This window comes from uncultured Desulfobulbus sp., from assembly GCF_963662935.2.
Taxonomy (GTDB): Bacteria; Desulfobacterota; Desulfobulbia; order Desulfobulbales; family Desulfobulbaceae; genus Desulfobulbus.
In genome coordinates, this window is record NZ_CAXXTL010000002.1 from 1,849,349 (window position 1) to 1,863,706 (window position 14,358).

General features: G+C 54.9%; 12 protein-coding genes. 2 read left to right on the forward strand and 10 right to left on the reverse strand.

Annotated features, from left to right (window positions below):
* Positions 1 to 13: 13 nt before the first annotated feature.
* Both ACHZCX_RS12470 and lepB read right to left on the reverse strand, forming a co-directional pair.
* The gene (locus ACHZCX_RS12470) at positions 14 to 946 is read right to left on the reverse strand and encodes an aspartate carbamoyltransferase catalytic subunit (protein WP_319587552.1); all 933 of its coding nucleotides are present in this window, start codon (positions 944 to 946) and stop codon (positions 14 to 16) included.
* Between the two features lie 14 nt (positions 947 to 960).
* Positions 961 to 1,611 carry a signal peptidase I gene (gene lepB / locus ACHZCX_RS12475; RefSeq protein ID WP_319587553.1) on the reverse strand — a complete coding sequence of 217 codons (651 nt, stop codon included), beginning with the start codon at positions 1,609 to 1,611 and terminating at the stop codon, positions 961 to 963.
* Positions 1,612 to 1,806: 195 nt separating this feature from the next.
* Here lepB and ACHZCX_RS12480 point away from each other — a divergent pair, with 195 nt between their 5' ends.
* Together ACHZCX_RS12480 and ACHZCX_RS12485 are read left to right on the forward strand one after the other, a co-directional pair.
* Positions 1,807 to 3,693, forward strand: coding sequence for a 5'-nucleotidase C-terminal domain-containing protein (locus ACHZCX_RS12480; RefSeq protein WP_319587554.1), 1,887 nt, complete (start codon positions 1,807 to 1,809; stop codon positions 3,691 to 3,693).
* Between the two features lie 35 nt (positions 3,694 to 3,728).
* Positions 3,729 to 4,370 (forward strand): hypothetical protein, encoded by a 642-nt coding sequence (locus ACHZCX_RS12485; protein ID WP_319587555.1) that lies wholly within the window; start codon positions 3,729 to 3,731, stop codon positions 4,368 to 4,370.
* 40 nt (positions 4,371 to 4,410) lie between these two features.
* On the opposite strand, the gene ACHZCX_RS12490 is transcribed toward ACHZCX_RS12485, so the two are convergent.
* The 8 genes from ACHZCX_RS12490 to ACHZCX_RS12525 all read right to left on the reverse strand — a co-directional run bounded on the left by ACHZCX_RS12490 (position 4,411) and on the right by ACHZCX_RS12525 (position 14,286).
* Complete coding sequence (locus ACHZCX_RS12490) at positions 4,411 to 5,634, reverse strand: EAL domain-containing protein (RefSeq protein WP_319587556.1); 1,224 nt, start codon at positions 5,632 to 5,634, stop codon at positions 4,411 to 4,413.
* Between the two features lie 385 nt (positions 5,635 to 6,019).
* On the reverse strand, positions 6,020 to 6,529 hold the full coding sequence (locus ACHZCX_RS12495) for an NADH-quinone oxidoreductase subunit B family protein (RefSeq protein ID WP_394708788.1): 510 nt from the start codon (positions 6,527 to 6,529) through the stop codon (positions 6,020 to 6,022).
* 125 nt (positions 6,530 to 6,654) lie between these two features.
* Entirely contained in the window at positions 6,655 to 8,262 is a 1,608-nt protein-coding gene (locus ACHZCX_RS12500) for an NADH-quinone oxidoreductase subunit C (protein WP_319587558.1), read from the reverse strand.
* Positions 8,259 to 9,725, reverse strand: coding sequence for a hydrogenase 4 subunit F (locus ACHZCX_RS12505; protein WP_319587559.1), 1,467 nt, complete (start codon positions 9,723 to 9,725; stop codon positions 8,259 to 8,261). The genes ACHZCX_RS12500 and ACHZCX_RS12505 overlap by 4 nt, the downstream gene beginning before the upstream one ends.
* On the reverse strand, positions 9,722 to 10,399 hold the full coding sequence (locus ACHZCX_RS12510) for a formate hydrogenlyase (RefSeq protein WP_319587560.1): 678 nt from the start codon (positions 10,397 to 10,399) through the stop codon (positions 9,722 to 9,724). Before ACHZCX_RS12510 ends, ACHZCX_RS12505 begins: the two co-directional genes overlap by 4 nt.
* 1 nt (position 10,400) lies before the next feature.
* Complete coding sequence (locus tag ACHZCX_RS12515) at positions 10,401 to 11,345, reverse strand: NADH-quinone oxidoreductase subunit H (RefSeq protein WP_319587561.1); 945 nt, start codon at positions 11,343 to 11,345, stop codon at positions 10,401 to 10,403.
* Complete coding sequence (gene hyfB, locus ACHZCX_RS12520) at positions 11,342 to 13,360, reverse strand: hydrogenase 4 subunit B (protein ID WP_319587562.1); 2,019 nt, start codon at positions 13,358 to 13,360, stop codon at positions 11,342 to 11,344. The genes ACHZCX_RS12515 and hyfB overlap by 4 nt, the downstream gene beginning before the upstream one ends.
* A gap of 695 nt (positions 13,361 to 14,055) precedes the next feature.
* A complete protein-coding gene (locus ACHZCX_RS12525) occupies positions 14,056 to 14,286 on the reverse strand; it encodes a hypothetical protein (protein WP_319587563.1) in 231 nt (76 codons plus the stop codon).
* Positions 14,287 to 14,358: the final 72 nt, after the last annotated feature.

Consider the following 14,358-nt stretch of genomic DNA (forward strand, 5'->3'; position numbering starts at 1 on the left):
GACGATGTATCCGTCATGCGTTCCCCATGACCAGATACAGCAGGGCCATGCGCACCGCCACCCCGTTGGTCACCTGGTCGAGGATAACGGACTGGGGGCCGTCGGCGACATCGGGATTGAGCTCCACGCCCCGGTTGACCGGGCCGGGATGCATCACCAGGGCGTCCGGTTTGGCCAGCGTCAGCACCGAACGGGAGATGCCGAACCGGCGTGAATATTCGCGCAAGGAGGGCAGCAGGGGATCGTTTTGCCGTTCACGCTGGATACGCAGGGTCATGACCACGTCAGCTTCAGCGACCGCCTCCTCCAGCGAAGTGCAGACCTTGGCGCCCAGGTGTTCGATGCCCTTGGGAATCAGGGTGGCCGGGCCATAGACGTACACCTCGGAGCCCATGCGGGTGAAGCCGACGATATCGGAATGGGCGACCCGGCTGTGAGCGATGTCGCCAATGATGGCGATTTTGAGGCCGCTTAAGGTCCCCCGGTGCTCCTTGACCGTCATCAGATCGAGCAGGCCTTGCGAAGGATGTTCGTGGGCGCCATCACCGGCATTGATCACCGCAGCCTGGACATGATGGCTCAACAAGAGCGGTGCGCCGGAGCAGGCGTGGCGGATGATGATGATGTCCGGATGCATGGCAGAGATGTTGCGGGCGGTGTCGATCAGGGTCTCGCCCTTTGTGGTGCTGCTGGTTGAGGCGTTGATGTTGAAGGTGTCGGCGCTCATTCGCTTGGCGGCGACCTCGAAGGAGAGGCGGGTGCGGGTCGAGGGTTCAAAAAAAAGGTTGATGATGGTGTGGCCGCGCAGGGTGGGCACCTTCTTGATGGGCCGGGCCGAGATCTCCTTAAACGAGTCGGCTGTACTGAGGATATGGGTGATATCCTCGCTGGAGAGTTGTTCCATGCCCAGAATGTGGCGGTGCGCAAAGGTGTTGCCGGTTGCCATGCTGCCTCCGGTGATCAATGAACGAGATCGCCAAGCCGACCCCAGCGGATGGAGCGATACAGGTCCAGGGAGAAAAAAGATTGATGCACATCCCAGGACCAGTAAATGATCCAGGCCTTGCCCCGGACCGCCTTGAGGTCGACAAAGCCCCAGAAACGGCCATCGCTGGAATTGTCCCGGTTATCCCCCATGGCGAAGAACTTGCCTGCAGGCACCGTCACCGGGCCAAAATTGTCGCGGGTATCGACGCTGGCCGGGTGGATCATGGGATCACTGAACACCCCGTGCCGATCTTCAAAGGGCTTGCCGTTGATGAAGATTTTCTTGTCGCGGATCTCGACGATATCGCCTGCGACCGCAATGACCCGTTTGATGTAATCCTGATCCGGGTTTTTGGGATACTGAAAGACGACGATGTCGTTGGGTTTAGGATCGCTGATGGGAATCAGGGTCGCCCCGGTGAACGGCATTTTTACACCGTAGATGAACTTGCTCACCAGGATGTGGTCGCCGATCTGCAGAGTCGGCAGCATCGAGCCGGAGGGGATCTTGAAGGCCTGGATGATGAAGGTGCGAATGACCAGGGCAAGGAGAACGGCGACGATGATCGCCTCGATGTTCTCCCGGATAACGGATTTTTTAGTCTGCTGAAGGGTGTCTGCCACGAAAGTTCCTGTAAGTAGAGGGCAAGGTTAAAAAAAATTAGCCAAGGCTACCCGATGGGCCGGTAAAATTCAAGCAGGTTTTATCGGTCCCCTCCGCTAAATTCCGGTAGGGCTTTGGCTGGATTCAGGTATATACTACCCGTATTTGAAACAAGACCAATATCTTGACTTTATTCTCGTCTCCAGGGAGTGACCATGCGCGTGACCACTAAGGCAGTTGCCCTCGTTCTGACCTTGACCCTTGCTGGCTGCGGCGGCACAAAGCAGCAACAGACTGCTGAAAACGCAACCAACGCCTCGCAACCGATGCAACTGACCCTGCTGCACATCAACGATCACCATTCGCACCTCGATGCGGAGAACATCACCCTGCAGTTGGCCACCGGCAGCGGTAAACGTGAGCCGGTCACGGTGGAGCGGGGCGGTTTTCCCCGGGTGACCGGAGCCATCAAGGCCATGGAAAAAGAGGCCGTTAATGTGATTAAAATCCACAGCGGCGACGCCAGCACCGGCGATCTCTATTATACCCTCAACGAGGGCAAGGCCGATGCTGACCTCATGAATACGGTCTGCTTCGACACCTTCACCCTGGGCAACCATGAATTCGACAACACCGACGCCGGCGTCAAGAAATTCATGGGCTTTCTGCACGCCGGAAGCTGCAAGACGGCAGTGTTGAGCGCCAATGTCCGTTTTGGCCCCAGTTCACCCATGTTCGCCACCAAGGCCCCGGAGACCGTCCTGCCTTCGGTAGTGCTGGAGCGCGGCGGCCAAAAAATAGGGGTAATCGGCCTGACTGTGGCCGGCAAAGCTAAAAATTCCTCTCGGCCCAACAGTGACACCACCTTTATCGACGAGGCCACGGCGGCACAGGCGGAGATCGATCGCCTCCAGGCCCAGGGCATCAACAAGATCATCCTTTCTACCCACATTGGCTACCCGGCAGACCAGGCCCTGGTGAAAAAACTCAGCGGCGTCGATGTGGTGGTGGGCGGCGATTCCCATTCCCTGCTCGGTCCAGCGATTTTGAAAGACTACGGCATCTCGCCCGAAGGTCCTTACCCGACCCGGAGTACCGATAAGGATGGCAAACCGGTCTGCATTACCCAGGCCTGGCAGTACGGTTACGTGGTCGGTGAGACGCGGGTTTCCTTCGATGCCCAAGGTGAGCTCAGCGGTTGCGAGGGCACTCCTTGGGTACTGATTGGCGATGATTTTCGCCGGGACGACAATTCGGCATTACGTCCGGAGGAGATCGCCAACGTGCATGCCGAAATCGCCGCCGGTCAGGTGCTGCGGATCACCACTCCGGATCCTCAGGCTGCAGCCTTGCTGGCACCTTACAAAAAGCAAAAGGAGGCCATGGGAGCCACCGTCGTCGCCACCTCTTCGGACAACCTCTGCCTGCGCCGGGTACCGGGTAGCAAGCGCGACACCTCTCGTTCCTCCTTGGGCGATGTTTGCAACAGCAATGACCGGGTCAATGGGCATGGCGGCGATATCCAGCAGATCGTGGCCGAGGCCTTTCTCCAGCAGGGCAAGGCTTTCTTCGGTGCCGACCTCTCTCTCCAGAATGGTGGTGGTGTCCGGGTCGATCTCGCGGCGGGCAAGATCACGGTGAAAGATGTGTATACGGTTTTGCCGTTTAAAAACACCCTGGTGCAGCTCAATGCGACCGGAGCGGAAATCAAAGCTGCCCTGGAGGATGCGGTTGAAGGCGTGGTCGGACCGACACTCAACACCGGTTGCTACCCCTATGCCGGCGGCCTGCGGTGGTGGCTGGATCTGAATAAACCCAAAGGTTCGCGGCTTTCCCATCTGGAAATTAGAACGGCAAACGGCGCCTACCAACCCTTTGACCTCCGCAAAACCTACAAGGTGGCCACCATCTCTTTTCTTGCCGACGGCAATGACTCCTTCACCGCATTAAAAAATATCACCGGCGAGCGGCGCATCGACGTTGGTCTTGATTATGCCGAAGCTTTTTTGCGGTATATTGAAAAGCTGCCGGGTGAGGACAAGGTGGTCAAGCCCCTGCCGGTCACGGATTACAGCACCCAACGGTTTGTTGATGCCCCATGACGGCTCGCTCCATCCGCTCAATAGGGATGATGTCTGTGTCTAGAAAAATCCGCCGCACCAAACCCGGAGGGGTTCTGTCCGCCGGCAGCCGTCTTGGTTCTTTTTTCTGCACATGGGCGCTTGTGCTGCTGTGGCCTGCTTTTGCGCAGGCCTATCAGGAACGGTTGATCCTTACCGTGACAGAGGGTGATTGTTCGCTGCGGGTTGAAGCGGACGAGCAATCACAGACCTTGCGCCTCCGCCTTCTTCCCGAATCCCCCAGGTGTCACTTCACCAAAACCACCATGCAGAGGATCCTCAAGGAGGTCTTCTCAAAAACAGACCCGCCGAAGTTGGAAGGGGTCTATGTTTCGCTCTTTCTCGGTCGATTGGTGGAATATCCGTGGTTGTCGGAACAGCTTGCGCTCTCAGCCTCCCGCGATCCCCATTGGGATAAAGAAAAGGGGCGGCCTCGATCCCTGAATCCCAATGCTTATGTCAAGGAAAGGCTCTCGAAAAAGGAGGTGACTGATCAGTTCGACGAAACCTTCGGCGAGAGCGGTTATCGGGTGGTGGCGGTGGCGGTGGAAAAGGTGCTGGTCGGCCGTCGTGGCGATGTGCCTGTGCATGCCGGGACAAAGTTTTCGGGAAAAGCGCCTTACGATGCCATGGTCTGGCTGGTCCTTGGGAGGATGTAGCCAGGGAGCCTTTGTGGCAAACACTTCTCCGGCAAAGCCTTTAGGACAGATTGGAGTCGAAAAGATCCGCCCAGGCCAAGGCCTTGAAGTAGCCGTTGATTATGGCTTCCGGGGTAATGCTGAGCACCTTGAGATGCTCGGCGCAGGCTTGAAACTCACCTTTTTCATAGGCGATCACCGCCTGGAGATAAGGCGCAAGCGGACCCTTTCTCTCGTTGAGGGCATTCTTGAGTTCATCGGTGAGGGGCATTTTTTCTGTGAGTTCGGCCATGGGGATGTCGAGCATGGCATCCAGCATGGAAAACAGGCCAAGGAGAAAGAGTTGGGATCCCTCAATCGCGTTGTTGCCGGATTCACCCAGTAGCTGGCACAGTTGCGCCCGGACCATGGACAGGCGCATCAGTTCCGAGGGCTTGCCTTTGGAGATTTCGGAGGTGGCGGCCAGGGAGACAAACTGCCGGGCCCCGTATTCGCCGAGATAGGTCAGGGCGTACCGAACGGAGGTCACCTTACGGACCAGCGAATAGAACACTGAGTTGATGTAGCGCAAGAGTTTGTACGAAAGCGAGACGTCCGGCGCGATCAGACCCTCGATTTTTTTCAGATCAATCTCCGGTCGGCAGACTTCGGCCAACAAATTGAGCAGAACGATTTGCGAGGATTCGATCGTTTTGTTCTTGAGCACTTCCGGCTTATTCAGGAAATAACCCTGGAAATAGTCGAATCCGAGCCCTAGGGCCAGTTGGAACTCCTCGTGATTTTCTATCTTTTCTGCCAGCCAGGCAATCCCGGAATAGTGCTGCATCCGGGCCATATTTTCTGCCAATTTGTTCCGATTAATCGCTTGAAAATCGACCTTGACGATATGGACCCAGGGGATCAACAGTTCGGATTGTTCGTTGAAATCGAAATCGTCTAGGGCCAGCGTATATCCCAGATCTTTCAGTTCCCGGCAGGCGGAAAAAATTTCTGGGGAAGGCAGGGTCGACTCAAGGATTTCAATGATACAGCGTTTCTGCGGCAGTTGAGTGGGCGTTCTCTGGAGGAGGTGGTTCTGGGGGAAGTTGATCAGGGCTTTTTGGCTGCCGGTAATGGTGTCCAGTCCGATATTGAAGAGGACGTGGGCCAGGACGGTATGGGTGGCCTCGTCGCTCCCCATATCCGAGGGGAAGAAATTGTCCATACTGGACCGGTAAAGCACCTCATAGGCAAAGAGGCGCTTCTGTCGGTCCAGTATGGGTTGTCTCGCAATGTAAACATCCATTATTCTGTTCTTTTTTCGTTTTGAAAAAATGTGCAAACAGAAAGATGTGTCCGGGGAGTATTTTCGGACACTCAATGAGATCTTTATCAGGGTATCGCAACCTTACCAAAGGAGAAAGACTTTTTCCCCAAAAGAGAAAATTGTTTGCAATCCCTTGATCAAGGGCGGTCGAAATGGGTGGCTTGCTGCTGGCAGGAACTGCAGCAACACGGGAACAGAGTGATTTTTTTGTGGTGTTAGAGTGCGTGGCGCAGAGCTTCTGATCTTGTAGAAGGCCGGCAGGGCCTACAGGGCGCGTGCAGGGCGGTGGGGGGGCGCCCACCAAGGAACAGGTCACCCCCTGCCGGAGAACAAGCCATTTTCCCAGGTTTGTTCGCTCCCCAGATTAATATCGCTGGAGCACTTCGAGAATACCCAGAAGCAGGTGGAGTGGAGTTGGGGGGCAACCGCGAATGACTGCGTCCACCGGAATCACGTTGGCAACCGCCCCGCAGCTGGCATACGAAACACCAAACTCTCCCCCATCCGCCGCACAATCGCCCATGGCGATAACGATTTTGGGGTCAGGCATGGCATCGTGGGTGCGTTGAAGGGCAGCTTGCATATGGCGCGAGACCGGCCCAGTGACCAGCAGCAGATCTGCGTGACGTGGAGAGGCGACAAAATGGATGCCAAACCGCTCTATGTCGTAAAAACTGTTGTTCACCGCATGCATTTCCAGCTCGCAACCGTTGCAGGAGCCCGCATCCACCATGCGGATCGCCAGGCTTTTGCCAAAGATGCGGGCAATCTCTTGTTGACACGCTGTGCCGAGTTGCACCGTAGTTGTGTCGCGGACAGGAAGTTTCTCTGTCAAACAACCAGTTTTAAAGCTTTTACCAAGAACGCTGAACATTGCAATGTACCTGAAGATCAAACGTGTTGAAGAGACGAAAGGGAAGAGCCACACCCTGGACGCTGCTCTCTTAGCCGTATTTTGATTGCGACCAAAAAGATGACCATATTCTTCTTGGGTGTTTTCTACAGATCATGTCCGGAATAGGAGCCGTTGACTGATTTGTTGCAGAGTGGAAAATCAGGCACTATTTCACCCAGAATCAGGACCTCAAGCGCCGGCCAATTCAGCCAGCTTGGATCGCGGGGAAAATATCTCGAAACAATGCCGCCTTCTTCCAGGCGAACATAGGCAATGATCTCCCCCCGCCAACCTTCAATGCATCCCACCCCACAGCAGGTTGCCGGTATTGGCGGCAAAGCCCTGCAGATGTCCCCTGCCGGTAGATGTGCTAAAAAAGTATCCAACAGGTCCAGGGAAACAAGGATTTCGCCGCCACGAACATGCACCCGGTTGGAGGAGGCTCCTCCGGACGAAAAGGGGACGGCGACCGTCACGTTTTCATAGGGGGCATAGGGAGCATCCCGGCGCAGGTCCCAGCACTCCCCGCTGGCTCGGGCGACAAAGCCAAGAGCGCCCAGGGTTCGAGCCTTGTCGAGGGATAAAATACCTGTTGTGCGCAAACGATCTTGTAATGAAGGGTATTCGTACAGCAAGGGGAGTAAGTCATCCAATTCATGACGTAACTGCTCGTTGGCCTGCTGCAGGAGACTGATTTGCTCGGGTCCGATGTCACGTGTCACACCGCCGGGTATGACGACGTCCATTAACAGACGATGACCAAAGACTGCGGCATTGTGCCTTTGCCAGAGTTCACGGAGACGGCTGAAATGAACGTGGGCAAATGCAAAACCGACATCGTTGCAGCAGGCTCCCATGTCTCCGAGATGATTGGCTACCCGCTCCCTTTCCGCTAAAATGGCTCGAATCACCACAGCCCGCCGGGGCACGGGAAGGCCGATAGCGTGTTCACCGGCTTGGCAGGCCGCCCAAGCATGGGCGACGGTGCTGTCGCCTGAGACTCGGGCGGCCAGGCGGACAAGACCAGCGCTATCCCGGCCTTCGGCACATTTTTCGATGCCTTTATGGACGTAGCCAAGATGCTCTTCAAGGCTGAGAATCGCTTCCCCCATTGCTTGAAAACGAAAATGGCCAGGTTCAATGATCCCGGCATGAACCGGACCAACCGGTATTTCGTAGACACCTTCGCCTTCGGCTGGAATAAAAGGATACTCGCAATCAGGTGGCGTCTGCTCCGGCGCGGTTCCCGCCAGCGGGAAATCCTTGCGCAAGGGATACTGGCCGGCATCCCAGGCCTGGTGACGCATCCAGCGGCGTGGATCAGGATGGTCAGTGAAACGCATGCCGAACATTTCCTGCAGATAGCGTTCAGGTCGGTTGGCGGCGGGAAAAGAAGGGGTTTGCGAAGGAAGCTCTCCCTGGATGTCGGGGATGGTGGTTTGAAGCAGAAGATGTCCATCTTGACCCGCCAGCAGTGCGAAGATGTTGATCTCCGGAGGCCGATGTTCTCCCCAACAGGCACACCAGCGCACATGGTTTGCCGCAGCTACCGCGGCGGCTTTTCCCCAGAAACGGGCCTCAATCGCCAACGCCCGGACCGGGCCTTGTATCTCGGGCAGCTCTCGTACGGGAATACCGGCTTGCTCAAGCAGCAAGGGAAGAGAATCGACCGGAGGGGCTGCGAGTTGTCCCTGGTGGATCGTGGAATTCATAAGACCCCCTTGCCGATGATCATGATGGTTGCCTGATTGAGCCAGTCGGCCAAGACCGTGGGGATCGATATGCCGAGCCAGATGACCAGGGCCAGGTGGAGGACAACCGGCCACATGTTGGCGGTCACAGGTTGCTGGCCAGGCGGAGGTTCGCCAAACACCATGGGCTGAAGATTGCGAAACAATCCGGCAAAGGCGATGGCCAAGCCAATGAGCAGGGGCGGGACCAGCCAGGGGTAGCTTTTAATGGTGGCGGTAAACAGCAGAAATTCACTGGTGAAGACCCCAAAGGGAGGGAAGCCGGCGATCGCACAGGTTCCAATCAGAAAACCCCATCCAACAAAGGGCTGGGTGCGAATCAGGCCACGTATCTGACCTATTGCCTGGGTGCCTGCAATATGAGCAGCATGGCCGACGGTGATAAAAATCGCTGATTTTGTCAGCGAATGAACAATCATATGCAAGAGCGCGCCAAAGGTGGCCAGGGGCCCGCCGATACCAAAGGCAAAGGTCATTAACCCCATATGTTCAATGGAAGAATAACTGAACATCCGCTTGACGTCTGTTTGGCGATGGAGCAAGAGCCCGGCCACGGAAAAGGAGAGCATGCCAAAACCCATCATCAGATTTCCGGCCAGATGATTGCCCAGCGCTGGATCGACCAGCATTTTAAAGCGGACAATGGCATAGAGGGCAATGTTGAGCAGCAAGCCTGAGAGAATAGCTGACATAGGGGTTGGTCCTTCCGAGTGGGCATCGGGCAGCCAGTTGTGCAAGGGAACCAGCCCAACTTTGGTACCATAGCCGACCAGAAGGAAAACAAAGGCCAGGGCCATGACACCCGAATCCATCTGGCTGGCATGTTCCTGCAGCACTGTCCAGAGCAAGCCCTCATTTTTTCCGGGGATAGTCTTTGCCGCGGCAAAATAGACAAGGATCGTGCCAAACAAAGCCTGGGAAATGCCGACACCGCAAATAATGAAATATTTCCATCCGGCTTCAATGGATTCGCGGGTCCGATACAGGCTGACCAAGAGGACTGTTGCCAGGGTTGCCCCTTCAATCGAGACCCAGAGCACCCCGAGATTATTGGTCGACAGGGCTATGAGCATGGTGAAGAGAAAGCCTTGATACATGGAATAATACAGTCGCATCCGGCCGTCATCCACCCGTCCGATCTTCAGCTCATGAGCCATATAGGGCCCTGAGAAAACGGCGGTTGTCATGCCGACAAAGGCATTGAGCACAATGAGATAGACGTTGAACGCGTCAATGTAGAAGAGCTTGCCGGTGGACAGGATCGGGCCATGCTCGAATATAGTAATGGCCAAAAACAAGGCTGCGGCAAAGGTGATGCTGCTGATCACCAGGTTCACTCCTCCGGCACAGCGCCAATGGCCGATGCAGCCCAGCAAAAGAATCCCCACAAGAGGAAAAAGTAAGGTCAAGCCCAGAGCGATCATTTTTCGACCTCTGTCAGACGATTGAGGCGATCGGTATCAAGACTGCCTATTTCTGTGCGAATGTGGAAGAAGAAGACACCAAAGAGGATAGCGGCAACCAACACGTCAAAGGCTATCCCCAGCTCCACGACCATCGGCATACCGTTGGTGGAGACCAAAGCCGCAAAGAACAGGCCGTTTTCCATAGACATGAAGCCAACGACCTGGGTGACCGCCTTGCGCCGGGAAATGACGATCAACATACCGATCAAGACAACCGCCAGGGAAATGGCGATCGTGTTCCGGGTTGCCAAGAGGGACAACGCCCGAATCGGCAAGGCAACATAGTAGCTGAAGAGCACCAGACCAGTGCCGAACAGCATAATCAAAAAAGGGTTGCCCAGGACCTCGACCTCCCGGCGGACATCAAGATCAATGACCAGGCGGCGCAACCGGATGGGAATAAAGAAAACCTTGAGGAATAAGGTCAAAGCGGCAGAGATGAGGAGATGGTATTCCCCGGAAATAACCGCCATGAGCACTGTGGTAAAAAAAAGCAGCAAGCCTTGCATGGCAAAGGTGTTGATCAGACTGTCAAGTCGCACTTGTGCCAGCATGATGAAAGAGGTCAGCAGGATCAAGGCAGCCAGGGTCAAGACCAGCTGTTCCGGGAGTGATAAGGTGTTGATCAGCATTTCAGCGCACCTCGAGGACAATGTGGCTCATCATGCCGAGCAAAGAAAGAATAAACGCCAATCCCAGAAAATGGGGCGCCCGAAAGAGCCGCATTTTGGCTTGCGCAGTTTCGGCAATCGCCAAAAAATATCCCAGCACCAGCAGCTTACAGATGATGCTGTACACACCGAACGCGATTGCCCCTGGCTCAAGGGTCATGGCCACTCCCCACGGCACGATAAAATTAGCAATCAAGACCGCATAGAGGGTGAGCTTGAGCATGGCGGCCCATTCCATCAAGGCCAGATGGCGACCGCTGTATTCAAGAATCATGGCTTCATGGATCATGGTCAATTCAAGATGGGTGGCGGGGTTGTCGATGGGTATGCGGCCAGTTTCAGCAAGCGCCACCAGGATGAAGCCCATCGAGGAAAAGATGAGTGAGGGGTACAAGACAAATTGCGATTGGGCGAGGTGTGAGATGACCGTTGATAAGTTGGTACTGGAAGCGTTCATGGCCAGGGTGAAAAAGGCCATCAGCAGCGCCGGTTCCGCAAGTGATGAAATCGTTACTTCTCGAGACGAGCCCATGCCGCCGAAAGCTGTGCCGACATCCATGCCCGCTAAGGACAGAAAAAAGCGGGTCAGGGCGAGAAACCCGACCAGCACGATGACATCCGCCAGGGCTGCCGTCGGGATTTGGACGGAAAAGACCGGCACAATAGAGGCCGCCACCACCGTGACACTGAAAACTATATAGGGAGCCACCCGAAAAATAGGCGATGCCGACTCTGCCAGGACCACTTGCTTTCTGGAGAGCCGCAGCAGATCTCGATAGGGCTGCCAAGGGGGCGGTCCCTGTCGATTCTGCAGTTTGCATTTGAGCCATTTGACCCAACCCGCCATGAATGGAGCAAATAAAACCACGCAGAGGGTTTGCAGAAGAGCAAATATCCAGCCTGTCATACGATCACCCACAGCAGGAACAGTAAGGTAAAAAAGGAATAGGAGAGATAGACACGAAGATTGCCTCCTTGGAGAAGAGAGGCCCGCTTCGCCAGGTGGAGGATGAGTTTGCCGATGGGGACATAGATGACCAGCCAGGCCCAGTCATGGATCTTCAAAAAGTATCGTGGCCCCTTGCCGTGATGCCCTGGTTCAACCTTTTCATCAATGAACCAGACATACGAAAATATTCGCCGGATCGGCATGGCAAAGGCCGAGGCAGTGTATTGCATCCGAGGGGTCAGGGGCCCGAAGCCGCAATCCCAGGCTGGAGCAATGCGTATCCGATTGTCACGTCGTAGGGGATGCAGGAAAAAATAAACAATCAGCCAACTCGCCAAGAGTCCAAAAAGGATAGCGAGCGCACCGTACGAGGCGGTCTGTTTACCAATTGGAGTCAGCCATAACCAGCCATCGCCAGCAGCCTTGGACAAGCCGGTACCGATAAGATTTTCCGCAATGACATTGATTGCACTGACCGTCCAGGTGGGAAAGATGCCAAAAATCAGGCAACAGAGGGCAAGAATGCCTTGCGCAAACTGCATGCCCAAAGGCGCTTCCTGTGCCTCTGCCGCTTGAGAACTCCGGGGTAGTCCAAGGAAAACAACACCATAGACCTTGACGAAGCAGGCTGTTGCCAGGGCTCCGGTCAGGGCCAGCATAGCCGAGGCGACCGGCAACATTGCGCCAAGAATGCCGCTCCGCAGAATCGGCCCCTGCAGGGCAGCCTGATAGGTCAACCATTCCGAGACAAACCCATTAAAAGGCGGGAGGGCGGAGATGCTGATGCAGCCGACCAGAAAGCAGACAGCCGTCACCGGCATTTTCTTGATCAGCCCGCCCATCTTTTCCATATCGTGCTGATGGCTCTGCTGCAGGACCGCACCGGCGCCGAAAAAGAGTAAACTCTTGAAAAGGGCATGGTTTAAACAATGATAGAGGGCAGCGATCAAAGCGAGAGCGGCAACCTCCATGTGGCCGGTGGCATGGAAGATCATCGAGATGCCAAGGCCTATGTAGATAATCCCGATATTTTCCACGCTGTGGTAGGCCAGCAGACGCTTGAGGTCGTGCTGCATGAGGGCATACAACACCCCCAAGACGGCTGAAGCTGCTCCGATCAGCAAAACCAGGACGCCCCATTGCCAATGCATAACGCCTAACAGATCGTAGACAAAACGAATGAATCCATAGATCGCCACTTTAAGCATCACACCGGACATGAGGGCGGAGATATGTGATGGGGCCACCGGATGAGCTTGCGGAAGCCAGACATGCAAAGGAACGATGCCGGCTTTCATGCCAAAGCCGATAAAGGCCAGCAAGAATGCGATGGTCGCCCAGGTCGGGCTCAATTGAGCCTTCGCCATTGAGGCAAAGCTGAAACTGTCAGAAAATCCGGCAAGGACACCATAGGCAAGCAAAATAAAGGCGCCGCCCACGACCGCCATCAGCAGATAGAGAAAGGCAGCGTTGCGATTCTCAGCTTTGTCATGCTGGTAGGCGACGAGAAAATAACTGGCAACCGACATGATCTCCCAGGCGATCATGAAAGAAAATGCATCCGCCGCCAGCAACACCAGCAACATCCCGCCCACAAAAAGGCCGGTGAACAATGTCAAAGTACCGATTGGATGTGGGCCGCCAATATGTTCCCGGATGTAGGTGGGGCCATAGCAGGCCGCTGTAAAAGTAATGAAGCCGACAATAAAGAAGAAAAAGCCGGAGAGAGGATCGATGCGTAAAAAGATATGCAGCCAAGGGAGGCCGATCGGAAGGACGATCTGCTCAGCATGGTTGGTGAGCAGTGCCATAGCTCCTGCCCAAGCAGATGCAAGGCCTGAAAGGCCAAGCAAAAGAAAGGATATTCTGACAAGGAGATACGGCTGCCGATAAAAGACTAAAGGGACTATTGCTGAAAGAAAAGATAAAAAAATCGCCGATTGAGCAATAGTTAATGACATATTTGAATCCATGGTGATGGGGCTTTGAATGATTCTGTAAGCAGTTCTTTCTTGGAATCGCCGAACAAATGGAAAAGCGGTTTAAGGTTGCCTTCTGGTTTTTGGTTGGTCGAAGTCGATAGTTTGATGAGAGTGTTCATGGTCAAACGGGAGTACTTACAAAATGAAAAATCATACTGCAACAAGTCCATTTTCTTAGGAAATCAAACAAATCGATCTGTCTTCAACGAGGGGTCGACCCGACCGGCAAGGTGTTTTTGTAGCTGGCTGAACAGACGAACCTTCTTGCAAGGGAACGGCTCGGGCACAGCAAAATCTTCGACGGAATAAGAAGAGCAAAACAGAGGGCCGACATTGAATATCCGTCGAAAAGAGCCTGTCAGTTAGGGGGGAATACCGCTCTTCCAGCAATGGTCCAGCCGGAGTCCTGCCAGTGCATGGCATCGCGGAAAACGATGCAAGACGACATGGTTTGCATACAATGGAAAGATAGAGCCATGGTGAAAGGGGACAACAGGCGGGTTAAGCAGAAAAATAAGCTGGCAGATTCAGGGTAACCGGGCCGGAGACCCCCCGGACTCGTCCTGTGGGGGAATGCTGTTCCCAGCACAGGAAAACGAAGCTATGCATCGTTGCGAAACGGTGGGACTAAGGGGCAGGTCGGGGGATGACAGCATCACCTGAGCCCACCGGTTCTCAACAATGCTTCATTTTTCAAAGGAAAAACCGTACCATGGAACCTGGTTGTCCTCGGGACCGGCCGGGTCGACGATTTGACTGTCTCTTATTTTTTCCCGCATGCTTTGTTGCCAGGAGAGGGCCTCTCTCTTGGTGGGAAAAGGACCGACCGCAGTGAGTGGGGCGGCGTGCAGCCCCAAGTTTTCGTAAAGTTTGTCCACCTTATCCTGATGTTGATGGATTCCGATCATAATGGTCATGGAACACTCTTCGTCGTTTGTTAGGGTGTTGGGAGAATTGTGGTTAACCAGACTATTTATGCATTCGACGTG

What these genes read in the sequence shown, in the direction of transcription:
- ACHZCX_RS12470 (WP_319587552.1), bottom strand. Translation starts at nt 946, where the DNA reads ATGGCAACCGGCAACACCTTTGCGCACCGCCACATTCTGGGCATGGAA.
- ACHZCX_RS12480 (WP_319587554.1), top strand. Translation starts at nt 1,807, where the DNA reads ATGCGCGTGACCACTAAGGCAGTTGCCCTCGTTCTGACCTTGACCCTT.
- ACHZCX_RS12490 (WP_319587556.1), bottom strand. Translation starts at nt 5,634, where the DNA reads ATGGATGTTTACATTGCGAGACAACCCATACTGGACCGACAGAAGCGC.
- ACHZCX_RS12495 (WP_394708788.1), bottom strand. Translation starts at nt 6,529, where the DNA reads ATGTTCAGCGTTCTTGGTAAAAGCTTTAAAACTGGTTGTTTGACAGAG.
- ACHZCX_RS12500 (WP_319587558.1), bottom strand. Translation starts at nt 8,262, where the DNA reads ATGAATTCCACGATCCACCAGGGACAACTCGCAGCCCCTCCGGTCGAT.
- ACHZCX_RS12505 (WP_319587559.1), bottom strand. Translation starts at nt 9,725, where the DNA reads ATGATCGCTCTGGGCTTGACCTTACTTTTTCCTCTTGTGGGGATTCTT.
- ACHZCX_RS12510 (WP_319587560.1), bottom strand. Translation starts at nt 10,399, where the DNA reads ATGCTGATCAACACCTTATCACTCCCGGAACAGCTGGTCTTGACCCTG.
- ACHZCX_RS12515 (WP_319587561.1), bottom strand. Translation starts at nt 11,345, where the DNA reads ATGACAGGCTGGATATTTGCTCTTCTGCAAACCCTCTGCGTGGTTTTA.
- hyfB (WP_319587562.1), bottom strand. Translation starts at nt 13,360, where the DNA reads ATGGATTCAAATATGTCATTAACTATTGCTCAATCGGCGATTTTTTTA.
- ACHZCX_RS12525 (WP_319587563.1), bottom strand. Translation starts at nt 14,286, where the DNA reads ATGACCATTATGATCGGAATCCATCAACATCAGGATAAGGTGGACAAA.